The sequence below is a fragment of the Streptomyces sp. RB17 genome (assembly GCF_009604455.1).
GTDB lineage: Bacteria > Actinomycetota > Actinomycetes > Streptomycetales > Streptomycetaceae > Streptomyces.
The window spans coordinates 325,939-339,442 of record NZ_WEGL01000001.1 but is presented as its reverse complement, the minus strand read 5'-3'; the positions used below and the strand labels follow the sequence as shown (position 1 = coordinate 339,442).

Genomic DNA, 13,504 nt, shown 5'->3' with positions numbered 1-13,504 from the left:
GCCCTCACAGCAGTCCTACGGCGGTGTCCACGGCGGCGGCCACATCGCCGTCCGCCGGGTACAGCAGCGAGCGGCCGACCACCAGGCCGCGCACGGTGGGGAGTTGGAGCGCGCCGCGCCACTTCTCGTAGGCGGCGACCTGGTCCTCGGGCGAGTCGCCGATGTCCCCGCCGAGCAGCACGGCGGGCAGGGTGGAGGTCTCCATGACCCGGGCCATGTCGTCGGGGTTCTCGGTGACGGGCACCTTCAGCCAGGTGTAGGCGGAGGAGCCGCCGAGGCCGGAGGCGATGGCGATGGACTTGGTGACCGCCTCGGCGGACAGGTCGTTGCGCAGCCTGCCCTCGGGGGTGCGGCGGCTGAGGAACGGCTCGACGAAGACCGGCAGCCGGCGCGCGGCCATGTCGTCGATGGCGCGGGCGGTGGACTCCAGGGTGGTCAGGGAGCCCGGGTCGTCGTAGTCGATGCGCAGCAGCAGCTTGCCCGCGTCGAAGCCGAGGCGCTGGAGGTCCTCGGGGCGGTGACCGGTGAACCGGTCGTCCAGTTCGAAGCTGGCCCCCTGCAGCCCGCCCCGGTTCATGGAGCCCATGACCACCTTGTGGTCGAGGGCGCCGAGCAGCAGCAGGTCGTCCAGGATGTCGGCGGTGGCGAGGACGCCGTCGACGCCGGGGCGGCTCAGTGCCAGGCACAGCCGTTCCAGCAGGTCGGCGCGGTTGGCCATGGCGAGCCTGCGGTCGCCGACGCCGAGTGCGCCCCGGGCGGGGTGGTCGGCGGCGACGATCATCAGCTTGCCGCTCTCGTTGAGGAGCGGCCTGCGGGCGCGGCGGGTGGCGGCCTCGGCGATCGCCTCGGGGTGGTGGGTGCGGATGCGGACGAGCTCGGCGACGTCGACACGGGGCCTCCGCCCGGCGTCCCCGCCCTCGGTGTGCGTGCCCGCGACCCGGCCCGCCCTCACAGCACCGCTCCGGCGTCGAGCGCGGCGGCCACCTCGTCCGGGGTGGGCATCGCGGAGGAGCACTCCAGGCGGGAGGCGACGATGGCGCCGGCCGCGTTGGCGTGGCGCATGACCCTCTCCAGGTTCCAGCCCGCGAGGAGACCGTGGCAGAGGGAGCCGCCGAAGGCGTCTCCGGCGCCGAGGCCGTTGAGGACGGTGACGGGCAGGGGCGGCACCTCGGCGGACTCGCCCGAAGAGCTGACCGCGAGGACGCCCTTGGGTCCCTGCTTGACGACGGCGATCTCGACCCCGGCGTCGAGCAGCGCACGGGCGGCCGCATGCGGTTCGCGTACGCCGGTGGCGACCTCGACCTCGTCGAGATTGCCGACGGCGACGGTCGTGTGCTTCAGGGCCTCGGCGTAGAAGGGGCGGGCCGCGCCGGGGTCCTTCCAGAACATGGGCCGCCAGTCGAGGTCGAAGACCGTGGTGCCCGCCTTCGCCCGGTGGGCAAGGGCCGCGAGGGTGGCCGTACGGCTGGGCTCCTCGCTCAGTCCGGTGCCGGTCATCCAGAAGATCCGGGCGGCGCGGATCGCGTCGAGATCGAGCTCATGGGCGTCGATCTCCAGGTCGGGCGCCTTGGGCTGCCGGTAGAAGTAGAGCGGGAAGTCGTCCGGCGGGAAGACCTCGCAGAAGGTGACCGGGGTCGGCAGGCCGGGGACCGGGGTGACCCAGCGGTCGTCGACGCCGAAGCCGCGCAGCGCCTCGTGCAGATAGACGCCGAACGGGTCGTCGCCCGTCCGGGTGATCACGGCGGTGTGCCGGCCGAGCCGGGCCGCGGCGACCGCGACGTTCGTCGCCGACCCGCCGAGGAACTTGCCGAAGGTCGACACCTGGGCGAGCGGGACGCCGGTCTGCAGCGGGTAGAGGTCCACTCCGATCCGCCCCATGGTGATCAGGTCGTAGGCCATCGGCTTCCCTTCGTCATGACTCTCCCCGGCTTTCTAGTCCCGCACGACGAACCCTGTCAATAGTTTGTCCAGACATTCGGACCAGCTCTTGGACATCGCTTTCCAGGCGCCCGCACGCTGACGCCCATGACGTCACTGTCACCCTCCTCCTCACTGTCCCGTATCCGGATCGGACCGGCGCCCGACTCCGCATGACGGGCTGCACCCCGGGCGAGTTCCTGGCGGCCCGGCGGCTGCCGGCGGCGGGTGCCGTGACCGACCGGCTGGCGGGCGAGGCCACGAGCCTGCTCCTCGCCTCCGGGCCGGGTGCGCTTTTTTCCAAGACCCGCGCGGGCAGGGCCGGGCACGCTGGTCGCCCGGCCATCAGGCTCCCGGGGGAAGCGGGGGCCTCCGGCGGCCAGGAGGACTGATCCGGGAGGGCATTCCTGGGAGGCGGCCGCCGGAGAGTGCGGGGGAAGCCGGCGGGCCGGGTCCGACGCAGCGGACCCGGCCCGCCCTCGCGCCCCGGTTCCACCGGCCCTGGCCCACCTGATTCGTCGCGCCGGATCGGGGCGAGGTCAACGCGCCCCGCCGACGCCCCGGCGCACGCTTTGCGCCGGCTGTGTCACAAACACCCGCTCCGTGTCACACATGTCGCGGGTACGCGGGCCCTGCGTCACACCGTGCCGACAGGCGCTGTCCTGCGGTCACTCTGCGTCGTTCACCGGACACAGGCTTGGTGATCGCCAGCGCAGCGCCCGGCTCCTCCGACGGCCGCCCCCGGTCGCCGCTGTGGCGCGCGCAGGGAGGTGCACTTCATGACCGACCGAAGGCTCTGGTCCTACAAGGAGATCGCGGCGCACATCCGGGTGCAGCCCGACACCGTACGGTCCTATCGCAAGCACGGGCTGCTGCCCCCGCCCGACCATGTGGAGGGCGGCAAGCCCTACTGGTACGCCGACACCGTCCGCGCCTGGGTCGCCTCCCGGCCGGGCAACCGCGGCCGTAAATGACCTCCACCGCACATCGGCTGTGCCTCACCGGCCACGTGAGGCACAGTCCCCTCCATGAACTTCTCCGTCAAACCCACCCTCACCGGCCGGAAGACGGTCCTGCGGCCCTTCACCGAGGCCGATGCCGACGTCATGTGGGAGATCATCGGCGATCCCGAGGTCGTCCGCTTCACCTACGAGCCGTCCACCGAACTCACCCTGGAGCGGGTGCGGTCCTGGTACGGCTCCCGGGCCGACGCGCCCGACCGTCTCGACCTGGCCGTCACGGACCCCGAGACCGGTGAACTCCTCGGCGAGGTCGTCCTGTACGAGTACGACCCGGCCGCCGCGAGCTGCACCTTCCGCACGCTCATCGGCCCCCGGGGCCGTGGCCGCGGGATCGGCACCGAGGCGACCCGCCTGATCGTCGGCCACGGCTTTCGGCAACTCGGTCTGCATCGCATCCAGTTGGAGGTGTACGCCCACAATGCGCGGGCCCGGCGAGCCTACGAGAAGGCCGGATTCGTGGTCGAGGGCGTGCGGCGGGAAGTGCAGCGGCGGGACGGCGAGTGGACCGACGAGGTGATCATGTCGATCCTGGACCGCGAGTGGGCCGCCCTCGGCTCCGACGCCCTCAGCCCCACGGCTCGATGACGGTCACTCCGGCCCCCGGTGCCGTGCCCATCGCCGCGAGGGCCGCGGGTGCGGCGTCGAGCGTGATGGTGGACGTCACCAGGAGGTCGGGGCGCAGGGCGCCGGCGCGGACCTGGCGGAGCATCTCGGGGTAGCTGTGGGCGGCCATGCCGTGGCTGCCGAGGAGTTCGAGCTCCAGGGCGATGGCGCGGGCCAGCGGGACGGGGGTGGTGCCGTCGGCCGAGGGCAGCAGGCCCACCTGGACGTGCCGGCCGCGGCGGCGCAGGCCGTTCACGGAAGCGGCACAGGTGGCGGGCGAGCCGAGGGCGTCCAGGGAGAGATGCGCGCCGCCTCCGGTCAGCTCGCGCACGGCGGCGGCCGTGTCCGGTGTGCCGGTCGCGTCGAGGCACTCCGCGGCGCCGAACCTCCGCGCCAGGTCGAGGGCCTGGGGCGACACGTCGACGGCGATCACGCGCGCCCCGGCCGCCGCCGCGATCATCACAGCCGACAGCCCGACCCCGCCGCAGCCGTGCACCGCGACCCACTCCCCCGCCGCCACCCGGCCCTGCTGCACCACCGCGCGGAAGGCGGTGGCGAAACGGCAGCCGAGGGCGGCGGCGGTGGAGTACGCCATGCCCTGCGGGATCGCGACCATGTTGACGTCGGCGTGGTCGAGGGCGACGTACTCGGCGAAGGAGCCCCAGTGGTGGAAGCCGGGCTGGGTCTGGCGTTCGCACACCTGCTGGTCGCCCGCCGCGCAGGCCGGACAGGTGCCGCAGGCGCAGACGAACGGCACGGTGACCCGGTCGCCGGGCCGCCACCCGGTCACCCGGGAGCCCACCGACTCGACGACCCCGGCGAGTTCGTGCCCGGGCACGTGCGGCAGCGTGATGTCGGGGTCGTGGCCCATCCAGCCGTGCCAGTCGCTGCGGCACAGGCCGGTCGCCGCGACCCGCACGACGACGCCGTGCTCGGCGGGTTCCGGGTCGGGTACGTCGCGTACTTCGGCCGGCTCGCCGAACCGTTCGAACACCACCGCGCGCATGTGTGCCTCACCTTCCGGCCGCGTCCGGGCCACCGTCTCTTGCGGAACGCTAGCGCTCGGCGGGAGTTGACGTTCGGCGGCCGACCCCCCGCCCCTTCGAGGGCGCCGGAAGCTCGCCCCGGCTCACACCGAACCGTTCGTGGAAGCGCCGCAACGGCGCCGGCGCCCACCATGCGGCCCTCCCCGTCAGTCGCCTGATCGCCGGTACCAGCAGGCGCCGGACCACCATCGCGTCCATCACCACCGCGAGGATGACCGCCGCCGCGGTGATCAGCCCGCCGGTGCGCTGGAGTCCGTGCCGCACCGCCGCTTCGTGGTCACCCGTGAGGTCGTACTCCTCCTTGAGGCAGGAGAGCAGGAACACGCCGTAGTCCATGGAGACCTACGGCGAGGCGCCGGCCCCCGTCGACCCCGCCACCCCGCTGGAGGAGGCCTCAGGTCGGCCATCGACCGGTTCATGGCCTTCAACACGGAGCACCCGGTCTTCTTCACGCTGATGCACGGCCCCGGCATCCCGGGTCGGATGGCCGAGACGCACGACCAGCCGCACGTCACGCCGACCGGCCGGATCGAGGACCTGCTCGCCTCCCTCATGCCCGGCGCCCCGGCCGACGTCACCCGCACGGCCCACGTCTGCCTCGGCATCCACAAGTCCGGCCTGGAACCGGTCCTCGCCCACGAGGGCCCCGAGCGCGCGGACGGCATCCAGGGGATCAATGACGTCCTGATCCGCTCCCTGCACCCACTGGTGGGCGACCGGCCCGGCCGCCAGCGATCCGGGAGGGCACCCGGACGCCGGCCGCCCCTGTGACCCCAGGAGATCACCCGAACTGCGCCCCCTCGGCGCATCTGCCTAAAGTGCGGATAAATCGCCCAGCCGTTGTCCGAGGGGACCCCCCGTGAGTCACTCGCCGCCTCCCGGCACGCCCAAGGCCCGCATTCCCGGCCCCCAGCAGCCGCCACCGCCGTACCCCCGGATCGCCGCGGGACTGTGGCGGCGCTGTCTGGGCGGGGGGCTCGCTCTGTGGGGGCTGGCCGCGTGGGTCACCTACGAGACGCGGATCAGCATGCTGCTGCCGACGCTGATCCTGCTCGGCAGCTTTCTCGTGCCGGTCGCCTTCGTACTGTGGGCGTACGAGCGGCACGGCCGTGACCTGGGCGTCAGCGCGATCCTCGGCTCCTTTCTGGCCGGCGGGACCCTCGGCGTGCTCGGCGCCTCGCTGACCCAGTCGTATCTGCTGCACCCCTCGGCGGCGCTGTTCGCGGGCGTCGGCCTGATCGAGGAGGCCGCCAAGCTCGCGGCGCTGGTGTTCGTGCTGCGCCGCCAGCCGGCCGTCCGCGGTCTGCGGGCCGGACTGGTGCTCGGCGCGGCCGTCGGCTTCGGTTTCGCCGCCCTGGAGAGCGCCGGATACGCCGTCAACGCGGCCGTCTCCACCGAGGGCCTCGACCTGCGCGCCCTGCTGGAGACGGAGATCCCGCGCGGGCTGCTCGCCCCCTTCGGGAACGGACTGTGGACCGCGATCGCCGGCGGTGTACTGCTGTCACGGCGCCGCCTGAACGGGCGCTTCCGCTGCTCCGCCCCGGTCGTCGGCACCTGCCTGGCGGTGTCCCTGCTGCACACGCTGTGGGACGCCACGCGCGGCATCGCAATCCGGGTGGTCGCCCGGCTGACCGGCACCGGACCGGAGGAGCGGCTGTTCATGCCGGGGTACCTCGTCCGGCCGAGCGCCGAGCAGGAACACCTGTTCACGCTGTTCTCGGTCGGCGGGCTGGCCCTGGTGGCACTGGCCGGGATCGGCTGGGTGCGGTCACTGGCGCGCCGGGATCCCTCTTGGTGAGTACCCCCTAGGGGTATAGTGTCGGTGAGCGTGGGCTCCCTTGCGGACCCCATCGGCCCCACATGCCTCGATGAGGAGTAACGACATGACCGTCCACACCGACACCCCGGGCTCCGTCACCGCCGTCTACAAGGTGACCGGCATGAGCTGTGGCCACTGCGAGGGCAGCGTCTCCGGCGAGATCTCCCAGATCCCGGGCGTCAGCTCGGTGAAGGCAGTCGCGTCCACCGGCGAGGTGACCGTGGTCTCCGAGGCCCCGCTGGACGACGAGGCCGTGCGTGCCGCCGTGGACGAGGCCGGGTTCGAGCTGGCCGGCCGGGCCTGAGCGTCCCACCGCTTTCCTTTTCCCCGACCGGGCCGTGCCGACCAGCTGATACTGCCTCCGCACGGTCCGGTCCGATGTCTGGAGTCCGGACATGACCAGCACCACCACCGCAGAGACAGCCATAACCACGGGTGAGACCTCCGAAGCGGAGCTGCTGATCGGCGGGATGACCTGCGCCTCCTGCGCCGCCCGGGTGGAGAAGAAGCTCAACCGGATGGAGGGCGTCAGTGCCACGGTCAACTTCGCCACGGAGAAGGCGAAGGTCACGTACGGCGCGGGCGTGCGGATCGCCGACCTGATCGCCACCGTGGAGAAGACCGGCTACACCGCCGAGGAGCCGGCACCGCCGCAACCCGAGCCCGAGGCGTCCGCACAGGCCCCCGGGCAGGACCCCGAACTCGGCGCCCTGCGGCACCGCCTGCTCGTCTCCGCCCTGCTCGCCGCGCCCGTGGTGCTGCTCGCGATGGTTCCGGCGCTGCAGTTCGACAACTGGCAGTGGCTCTCCCTGACGCTTGCCGCGCCGGTCGTCGTCTGGGGCGGATGGCCCTTCCACCGGGCCGCCTGGACCAACCTCCGGCACGGTGCCGCCACCATGGACACCCTGGTCTCGGTCGGCACGCTGGCCGCGTTCGGCTGGTCGTTGTGGGCGCTTTTCTTCGGTGACGCGGGCATGCCCGGTATGCACGACGAGTTCCGCTTCACCGTCTCCCGCATGGACGGCGCCTCCACCATCTACCTGGAGGTCGCCGCCGGAGTCGTCGCGCTGATCCTACTCGGACGCTATCTGGAGGCCCGCTCCAAGCGCCGCGCGGGCGCGGCCCTGCGGGCCCTGATGGAGCTGGGCGCCAAGGACGTCGCCGTGCTGCGCGACAGACGTGAGGTGCGCGTTCCGGTGGCGGACCTGGCCGTCGGCGACCGGTTCGTCGTACGGCCCGGCGAGAAGATCGCCACCGACGGCACGGTCGTCGAGGGCGTATCCGCCGTGGACGCGGCCATGCTGACCGGCGAGTCGGTGCCCGTGGACGTCGGCCCGGGCGACCGGGTCACCGGCGCCACGGTCAACGCGGGCGGCCGGCTGGTCGTGGCGGCCACCCGGGTCGGCGCCGACACCCAGCTCGCCCGGATGGCCAAGCTGGTCGAGGACGCGCAGAACGGCAAGGCCGAGGTGCAGCGGCTCGCCGACCGGATCTCCGCGGTGTTCGTGCCCGTGGTCATCCTCATCGCGGTCGGCACCTTCGGCGTCTGGCTGGGGGTCACCGGGGACACGGTCGCCGCGTTCACCGCCGCCGTCGCCGTACTGATCATCGCCTGCCCCTGCGCGCTGGGCCTCGCCACGCCGACCGCGCTGATGGTCGGCACGGGCCGCGGCGCCCAGCTCGGCATCCTCATCAAGGGGCCCGAGGTCCTGGAGTCCACCCGTCGCGTCGACACGGTCGTCCTCGACAAGACCGGCACCGTCACCACCGGCCGGATGATCCTCCAGGCGGTGTACGCCGCCGACGGCGAGGACGAGAAGGAGCTGCTGCGCCTGGCGGGCGCCCTGGAGCACGCCTCCGAGCACCCCGTCGCCCGCGCGATCGCCGCGGGCGCCGAGGAGCGAACCGGCACCCTGCCTCCGGTCGAGCACTTCGAGAACGTTCCCGGTCGGGGTGTACGCGGGCGCGTGGACGGCCGCGAGGTGGCCGTGGGGCGCCTCTACGACGATCTCCCCGAGGGCGTGGCCCGCGCCGCACGCGAGGCCGAGCGGGAGGGCCGTACGGCCCTCGTGGCCGGCTGGGACGGGCGGGCGCGCGGAGTCCTGGCCGTCGCCGACGCGGTCAAGGGGACCAGCGCCGAGGCGGTGCGCGAACTGCGCGGCCTCGGCCTCACCCCGGTGCTGCTCACCGGGGACAACCGGACCGTCGCCGAGGCGGTCGCGAAGAGCGTCGGCATCGGCTCCGGGGACGTGTTCGCCGAGGTGCTGCCCGAGGACAAGGTGGACGTCGTACGACGGCTGCAGCGCGAGGGGCGCGCCGTGGCGATGGTCGGCGACGGCGTGAACGACGCGGCCGCGCTCGCGACCGCAGACCTGGGCCTCGCCATGGGCACCGGCACGGACGCGGCGATCGAGGCCGGCGACCTGACGCTCGTGCGCGGGGACCTGCGGGTCGCGGCCGACGCCATCCGGCTGTCCCGGCGGACGCTGGCCATCATCAAGGGCAACCTGGTGTGGGCCTTCGGCTACAACGTGGCCGCGCTGCCGCTGGCCGCCGCCGGGCTGCTCAACCCGATGATCGCCGGTGCCGCGATGGCCTTCTCGTCGGTCTTCGTGGTGACCAACAGCCTGCGGCTGCGCCGCTTCCGCTGAAGTCCCAAGAGGTTACCGGCGGTTAGGGGCCATCGAAGTAAGAGACCCCCTAGAGTCAGACGCGAGCCTCACATAAGCTCTTCACAAGGCTCGCGCATCATCCTTACGCTTGGGCTCCGATCGTCGTATCGGGGCTCTTGCGCACCTAAAGGACATATGCAAGAGACGCAGATCACAGTGATGCGAACGTAACCATCGAAGGGGTTCGAAGGTCTAAGTTGGCGATGTCAGACCAGCGTCTTGGGGGGCGCTGACTGGCATCTGGGGATGTCTTGGGGGACTTCCTCAGAGATGCGTTGCCGGGGCACGCGCGCCGGGAAGCTTTGAGCGGCCCTCCCAGCGTGCGTTGTCCCGGCAGATCGCAGCGCGTCACTGAAGCAGGGCGAGTTTTGCTCGTTCTGCTCGAAGACAGCGATTCAGGCGCTGTCCTCTCCGAGCGCCCGGCCGGATCCCGTGGGGGGAATCCGCACCGGGACATGGGAAGGCGCCCTGGTCGTCGGCCCGTGGGGGGACCGGCGTCAGGGCGCCTTCCGCTTGTCTGTGCTTCGGTTGCCGGGCCAGGGGCACCACCGAAGCGGCGCCCCTCACCGGCAGGTGTCAGCGCTCCTCGACCGGCACGAAGTCGCGCAGCTCCACGCCCGTGTAGATCTGGCGCGGGCGGCCGATGCGGGAGCCCGGCTCCTTGATCATCTCGGTCCACTGGGCGATCCAGCCCGGCAGGCGGCCGAGGGCGAACAGGACCGTGAACATCTCGGTCGGGAAGCCCATGGCCCGGTAGATCAGACCGGTGTAGAAGTCCACGTTCGGGTACAGCTTGCGCTCGACGAAGTAGTCGTCGGACAGCGCGTGCTCCTCCAGCTTCAGGGCGATGTCGAGGAGCTCGTCCTCCTTGCCCAGCGCGGAGAGCACGTCGTGCGCGGCGGCCTTGATGATCTTGGCGCGCGGGTCGAAGTTCTTGTAGACCCGGTGGCCGAAGCCCATCAGACGGACGCCGTCCTCCTTGTTCTTCACCTTGCGGATGAAGGTGTCGACGTCGGAGCCGGAGTCGCGGATGCCCTCGAGCATCTCCAGCACGGACTGGTTGGCGCCGCCGTGCAGCGGGCCCCACAGCGCGCTGATGCCGGCCGAGATCGACGCGAACATGTTGGCCTGCGAGGAGCCGACCAGGCGGACCGTGGAGGTCGAGCAGTTCTGCTCGTGGTCGGCGTGCAGGATCAGCAGCTTGTCCAGCGCCGCGACGACGACCGGGTCCAGCTCGAACTCCTGCGCCGGGACCGAGAAGGTCATGCGCAGGAAGTTCTCGACGTAACCGAGGTCGTTGCGCGGGTAGACGAACGGGTGGCCGATCGACTTCTTGTACGCGTACGCCGCGATCGTCGGGAGCTTCGCGAGCAGCCGGATCGTGGAGAGGTCGCGCTGCTTCTCGTCGTGCGGGTTGTGGCTGTCCTGGTAGAAGGTGGACAGCGCCGACACGACCGAGGACAGCATGGCCATCGGGTGCGCGTCGCGCGGGAAGCCCTTGTAGAAGTTCTTGACGTCCTCGTGCAGCAGGGTGTGCCGCGTGATGTCGTTCTTGAACATGGAGAGCTCGTCGACGGTGGGCAGCTCGCCGTTGATCAGCAGGTACGCCACCTCGAGGAAGGTGGAGCGCTCGGCCAGCTGCTCGATGGGGTAGCCGCGGTAGCGGAGGATGCCCGCCTCGCCGTCGAGGTACGTGACAGCGGATTTATAGGCGGCCGTGTTGCCGTACCCGCTGTCCAGAGTCACCAGACCGGTCTGGGCGCGGAGCTTCCCGATGTCGAAGCCCTTGTCGCCGACGGTGCTGTCGACCACCGGGTAGGTGTACTCGCCGTCGCCGTACCGCAGTACTACAGAGTTGTCGCTCACGTCTTCCCTCACCGACGTAGTGCCTCATCTTCGAGGTGCCCTGACTGTCTCTACCATCCCCCATTTGGCTCAGGAGAGTGCACTCGGGGTCGACCGTTGGGCCCTTTGGCGGCACTCAGTGCCGCCAACTTATTCATCGTGCCCCCTCCGAACGGCATCTGGAAGGGCTCTGTGACCTTCACGACTCGTTTGATCGATCATTTTTTGTGATGCGGGCCGGCGCCCCTGGTCAGAGGTGGTCAGGAGCCCCGAAGTCTGAAGTCCAGCGCCGTACATCGCCGCCCCGCCGACACCGTGCGCACCGCCTGTCCGATCGCCTTGCGTGAACCGACGAGGACGACCAGCCGCTTCGCCCGTGTCACCGCCGTGTACAACAGGTTCCGCTGGAGCATCATCCATGCCCCCGTGGTGACGGGGATCACCACGGCGGGATATTCACTCCCCTGCGAACGATGGATGGTGACCGCGTACGCATGGGCCAGTTCGTCCAGTTCGTCGAATTCGTACGGAACCTCCTCGTCCTCGTCCGTCAGCACCGTGAGCCGCTGGTCGACCGGATCGAGCGAGGTGACGACACCCACGGTGCCGTTGAAGACACCGTTCTTCCCTTTCTCGTAATTGTTGCGAATCTGGGTGACCTTGTCGCCGACGCGGAAGACCCGACCGCCGAACCGCTTCTCGGGCAGATCGGGCCGGCCGGGGGTGACGGCCTGCTGGAGCAGGCCGTTCAGCGCGCCCGCACCGGCCGGCCCCCGGTGCATCGGCGCGAGTACCTGGACATCCCGGCGCGGATCGAGCCCGAATCTGGCCGGAATCCGACGGGCGGCCACATCCACGGTGAGCCGGCCGGCCTCCTCCGTGTCGTCCTCCACGAAGAGGAAGAAGTCCTTCATCCCGTCGGTGAGCGGATGCTGCCCCGCGTTGATCCGGTGCGCGTTGGTGACGACACCGGACTGCTGGGCCTGCCGGAAGACCCGGGTGAGCCGGACGGCGGGAAGGGGACTGCCCTCGGCGAGCAGGTCCCGCAGCACTTCCCCGGCCCCGACGCTGGGCAACTGGTCGACGTCCCCGACGAAGAGGAGATGCGCACCGGGCGGTACGGCCTTCACCAGCTTGTTGGCGAGGAGAAGGTCCAGCATGGAGGCCTCGTCGACCACGACCAGATCGGCATCGAGCGGCCGGTCCCGGTCGTACGCCGCGTCCCCGCCGGGCCTGAGCTCGAGCAACCGGTGGACGGTGGAGGCCTCGGCACCGGTCAGCTCCGCCAGACGCTTCGCGGCACGCCCGGTGGGGGCGGCGAGCAGCACCTTGGCCTGCTTGGCCCGGGCCAGCTCCACGATCGAGCGGACGGTGAAGGACTTGCCGCAGCCGGGCCCACCGGTGAGCACGGCGACCTTCTCGGTCAGCGCGAGCCTGACGGCGGCTTCCTGCTCCGGGGCGAGATCGGCGCCGGTACGGCCCTTCAGCCAGCCGAGGGCCTTGCCCCAGTCGACGCCCTGGAAGCCGGGCATGCGGTCCTCGTCCGTGCGCAGGAGGCGCAGGAGCTGGGAGGACAGGGAGAGTTCGGCGCGGTGGAAGGGGACGAGGTAGACGGCGGTGACGGGTTCGGCGTCGTCGCCGTCCGGTCCGGGCACCTTCTCCCGTACGACACCCGGGTCGCCTCCTTCCTCAGCGGGTTCGGCCAGCTCGGCGAGGCACTCGATGACAAGCCCGGTGTCGACGGCGAGCAGCTTCACCGCGTCGGAGATCAGCCGCTCCTCGGGCAGGAAGCAGTGCCCCTGGTCGGCGGACTGGGACAGGGCGTACTGCAGTCCGGCTTTCACCCTCTCCGGGCTGTCGTGCGGGATACCGACGGACTGGGCGATCTTGTCGGCGGTGAGGAAGCCGATGCCCCAGACGTCGGCGGCGAGGCGATAGGGGTGGTTCTTCACGACGGAGATCGACGCGTCCCCGTACTTCTTGTAGATACGGACCGCGATCGAGGTGGACACGTCGACGGTCTGGAGGAAGAGCATGACCTCCTTGATCGCCTTCTGCTCCTCCCAGGCGTCGGCGATCTTCCTGGTCCGCTTGGGGCCGAGACCGGGGACCTCGATGAGCCGCTTGGGCTCCTCCTCGATGATCCGGAGCGTGTCCAGGCCGAAGTGCTGGGTGATCCGGTCGGCGAAGACGGGCCCGATGCCTTTCACGAGGCCGGACCCGAGGTAACGCCGGATGCCCTGGACGGTGGCGGGCAGGACGGTCGTGTAGTTCTCGACATGGAACTGCTTGCCGTACTGGGGGTGCGAGCCCCAGCGGCCCTCCATGCGAAGGGACTCCCCCACCTGGGCACCGAGCAGCGCACCGACGACCGTGAGAAGGTCACCGCCGCCTCTGCCCGTGTCGACCCGGGCGACCGTGTAGCCGTTCTCCTCGTTGGCGTACGTGATGCGCTCCAGCACGCCTTCCAGCGTCGCGAGCCGCCGCTCACCGGTCTGGGTCCCCGCCTGTTGAGCCATGATCCGACGGTACCGGTGGGGTCTGACAGGGGGTGACGGTGTCCACGGATGTCCACGGATC

At 71.0% G+C, this 13,504-nt stretch carries 12 protein-coding genes and 1 pseudogene; 7 read left to right on the top strand and 6 right to left on the bottom strand.

From position 1 onward, the window contains the following. Positions 1-4: 4 nt before the first annotated feature. On the bottom strand, positions 5-952 hold the full coding sequence (locus SRB17_RS01580) for a deoxyribose-phosphate aldolase (RefSeq protein WP_416237012.1): 948 nt from the start codon (positions 950-952) through the stop codon (positions 5-7). Continuing rightward, positions 949-1,899, bottom strand: a complete 951-nt coding sequence (gene iolC, locus SRB17_RS01575) for a 5-dehydro-2-deoxygluconokinase (protein ID WP_153533932.1) — start codon at positions 1,897-1,899, stop codon at positions 949-951. The genes SRB17_RS01580 and iolC overlap by 4 nt, the downstream gene beginning before the upstream one ends. Before the next feature lie 191 nt (positions 1,900-2,090). Between iolC and SRB17_RS45260 the strand changes: the two genes are divergently transcribed. The 3 genes from SRB17_RS45260 (at position 2,091) to SRB17_RS01560 (ending at position 3,524) form a co-directional block, all read left to right on the top strand. After that, positions 2,091-2,309, top strand: coding sequence for a hypothetical protein (locus SRB17_RS45260; RefSeq protein WP_194293874.1), 219 nt, complete (start codon positions 2,091-2,093; stop codon positions 2,307-2,309). A gap of 387 nt (positions 2,310-2,696) precedes the next feature. After that, positions 2,697-2,891 (top strand): helix-turn-helix transcriptional regulator, encoded by a 195-nt coding sequence (locus tag SRB17_RS01565; protein ID WP_153533931.1) that lies wholly within the window; start codon positions 2,697-2,699, stop codon positions 2,889-2,891. Between the two features lie 54 nt (positions 2,892-2,945). After that, positions 2,946-3,524 carry a GNAT family N-acetyltransferase gene (locus SRB17_RS01560; RefSeq protein WP_153533930.1) on the top strand — a complete coding sequence of 193 codons (579 nt, stop codon included), beginning with the start codon at positions 2,946-2,948 and terminating at the stop codon, positions 3,522-3,524. Here SRB17_RS01560 and SRB17_RS01555 read toward each other — a convergent pair. Both SRB17_RS01555 and SRB17_RS01550 read right to left on the bottom strand, forming a co-directional pair. Next, positions 3,505-4,548, bottom strand: coding sequence for a zinc-dependent alcohol dehydrogenase family protein (locus SRB17_RS01555; RefSeq protein ID WP_153533929.1), 1,044 nt, complete (start codon positions 4,546-4,548; stop codon positions 3,505-3,507). The two genes, SRB17_RS01560 and SRB17_RS01555, sit on opposite strands and share 20 nt — an antisense overlap. Positions 4,549-4,597: 49 nt before the next feature. Continuing rightward, positions 4,598-4,930, bottom strand: a pseudogene (locus SRB17_RS01550) (MMPL family transporter); the annotation flags it as partial. A gap of 75 nt (positions 4,931-5,005) precedes the next feature. Here SRB17_RS01550 and SRB17_RS01545 point away from each other — a divergent pair. The 4 genes from SRB17_RS01545 to SRB17_RS01530 all read left to right on the top strand — a co-directional run bounded on the left by SRB17_RS01545 (position 5,006) and on the right by SRB17_RS01530 (position 9,058). Beyond that, the gene (locus SRB17_RS01545; RefSeq protein ID WP_323374833.1) at positions 5,006-5,359 is read left to right on the top strand and encodes a hypothetical protein; all 354 of its coding nucleotides are present in this window, start codon (positions 5,006-5,008) and stop codon (positions 5,357-5,359) included. A gap of 88 nt (positions 5,360-5,447) precedes the next feature. Beyond that, complete coding sequence (locus SRB17_RS01540; RefSeq protein WP_323374832.1) at positions 5,448-6,386, top strand: PrsW family intramembrane metalloprotease; 939 nt, start codon at positions 5,448-5,450, stop codon at positions 6,384-6,386. An 85-nt stretch (positions 6,387-6,471) separates the two neighbouring features. Next, positions 6,472-6,711 (top strand): heavy-metal-associated domain-containing protein, encoded by a 240-nt coding sequence (locus SRB17_RS01535; RefSeq protein ID WP_153533928.1) that lies wholly within the window; start codon positions 6,472-6,474, stop codon positions 6,709-6,711. Positions 6,712-6,802: 91 nt separating this feature from the next. Next, positions 6,803-9,058 (top strand): heavy metal translocating P-type ATPase, encoded by a 2,256-nt coding sequence (locus tag SRB17_RS01530; protein ID WP_153533927.1) that lies wholly within the window; start codon positions 6,803-6,805, stop codon positions 9,056-9,058. Positions 9,059-9,655: 597 nt separating this feature from the next. Here SRB17_RS01530 and SRB17_RS01525 read toward each other — a convergent pair. Together SRB17_RS01525 and SRB17_RS01520 are read right to left on the bottom strand one after the other, a co-directional pair. Next, positions 9,656-10,945, bottom strand: a complete 1,290-nt coding sequence (locus tag SRB17_RS01525; RefSeq protein WP_323374831.1) for a citrate synthase — start codon at positions 10,943-10,945, stop codon at positions 9,656-9,658. A 239-nt stretch (positions 10,946-11,184) separates the two neighbouring features. Further along, positions 11,185-13,443: an ATP-dependent RecD-like DNA helicase gene (locus tag SRB17_RS01520; RefSeq protein WP_153533926.1), complete on the bottom strand. Its 2,259-nt coding sequence runs from the start codon at positions 13,441-13,443 to the stop codon at positions 11,185-11,187. Positions 13,444-13,504 lie beyond the last annotated feature (61 nt).

Excerpts from the sequence above, each read along its gene's own strand:
- SRB17_RS01530 (WP_153533927.1), top strand. The coding sequence starts at position 6,803 with ATGACCAGCACCACCACCGCAGAGACAGCCATAACCACGGGTGAGACC.
- SRB17_RS01520 (WP_153533926.1), bottom strand. The coding sequence starts at position 13,443 with ATGGCTCAACAGGCGGGGACCCAGACCGGTGAGCGGCGGCTCGCGACG.
- SRB17_RS01535 (WP_153533928.1), top strand. The coding sequence starts at position 6,472 with ATGACCGTCCACACCGACACCCCGGGCTCCGTCACCGCCGTCTACAAG.
- SRB17_RS01565 (WP_153533931.1), top strand. The coding sequence starts at position 2,697 with ATGACCGACCGAAGGCTCTGGTCCTACAAGGAGATCGCGGCGCACATC.
- SRB17_RS01555 (WP_153533929.1), bottom strand. The coding sequence starts at position 4,548 with ATGCGCGCGGTGGTGTTCGAACGGTTCGGCGAGCCGGCCGAAGTACGC.
- SRB17_RS01545 (WP_323374833.1), top strand. The coding sequence starts at position 5,006 with ATGGCCTTCAACACGGAGCACCCGGTCTTCTTCACGCTGATGCACGGC.
- SRB17_RS45260 (WP_194293874.1), top strand. The coding sequence starts at position 2,091 with ATGACGGGCTGCACCCCGGGCGAGTTCCTGGCGGCCCGGCGGCTGCCG.
- SRB17_RS01560 (WP_153533930.1), top strand. The coding sequence starts at position 2,946 with ATGAACTTCTCCGTCAAACCCACCCTCACCGGCCGGAAGACGGTCCTG.
- iolC (WP_153533932.1), bottom strand. The coding sequence starts at position 1,899 with ATGGCCTACGACCTGATCACCATGGGGCGGATCGGAGTGGACCTCTAC.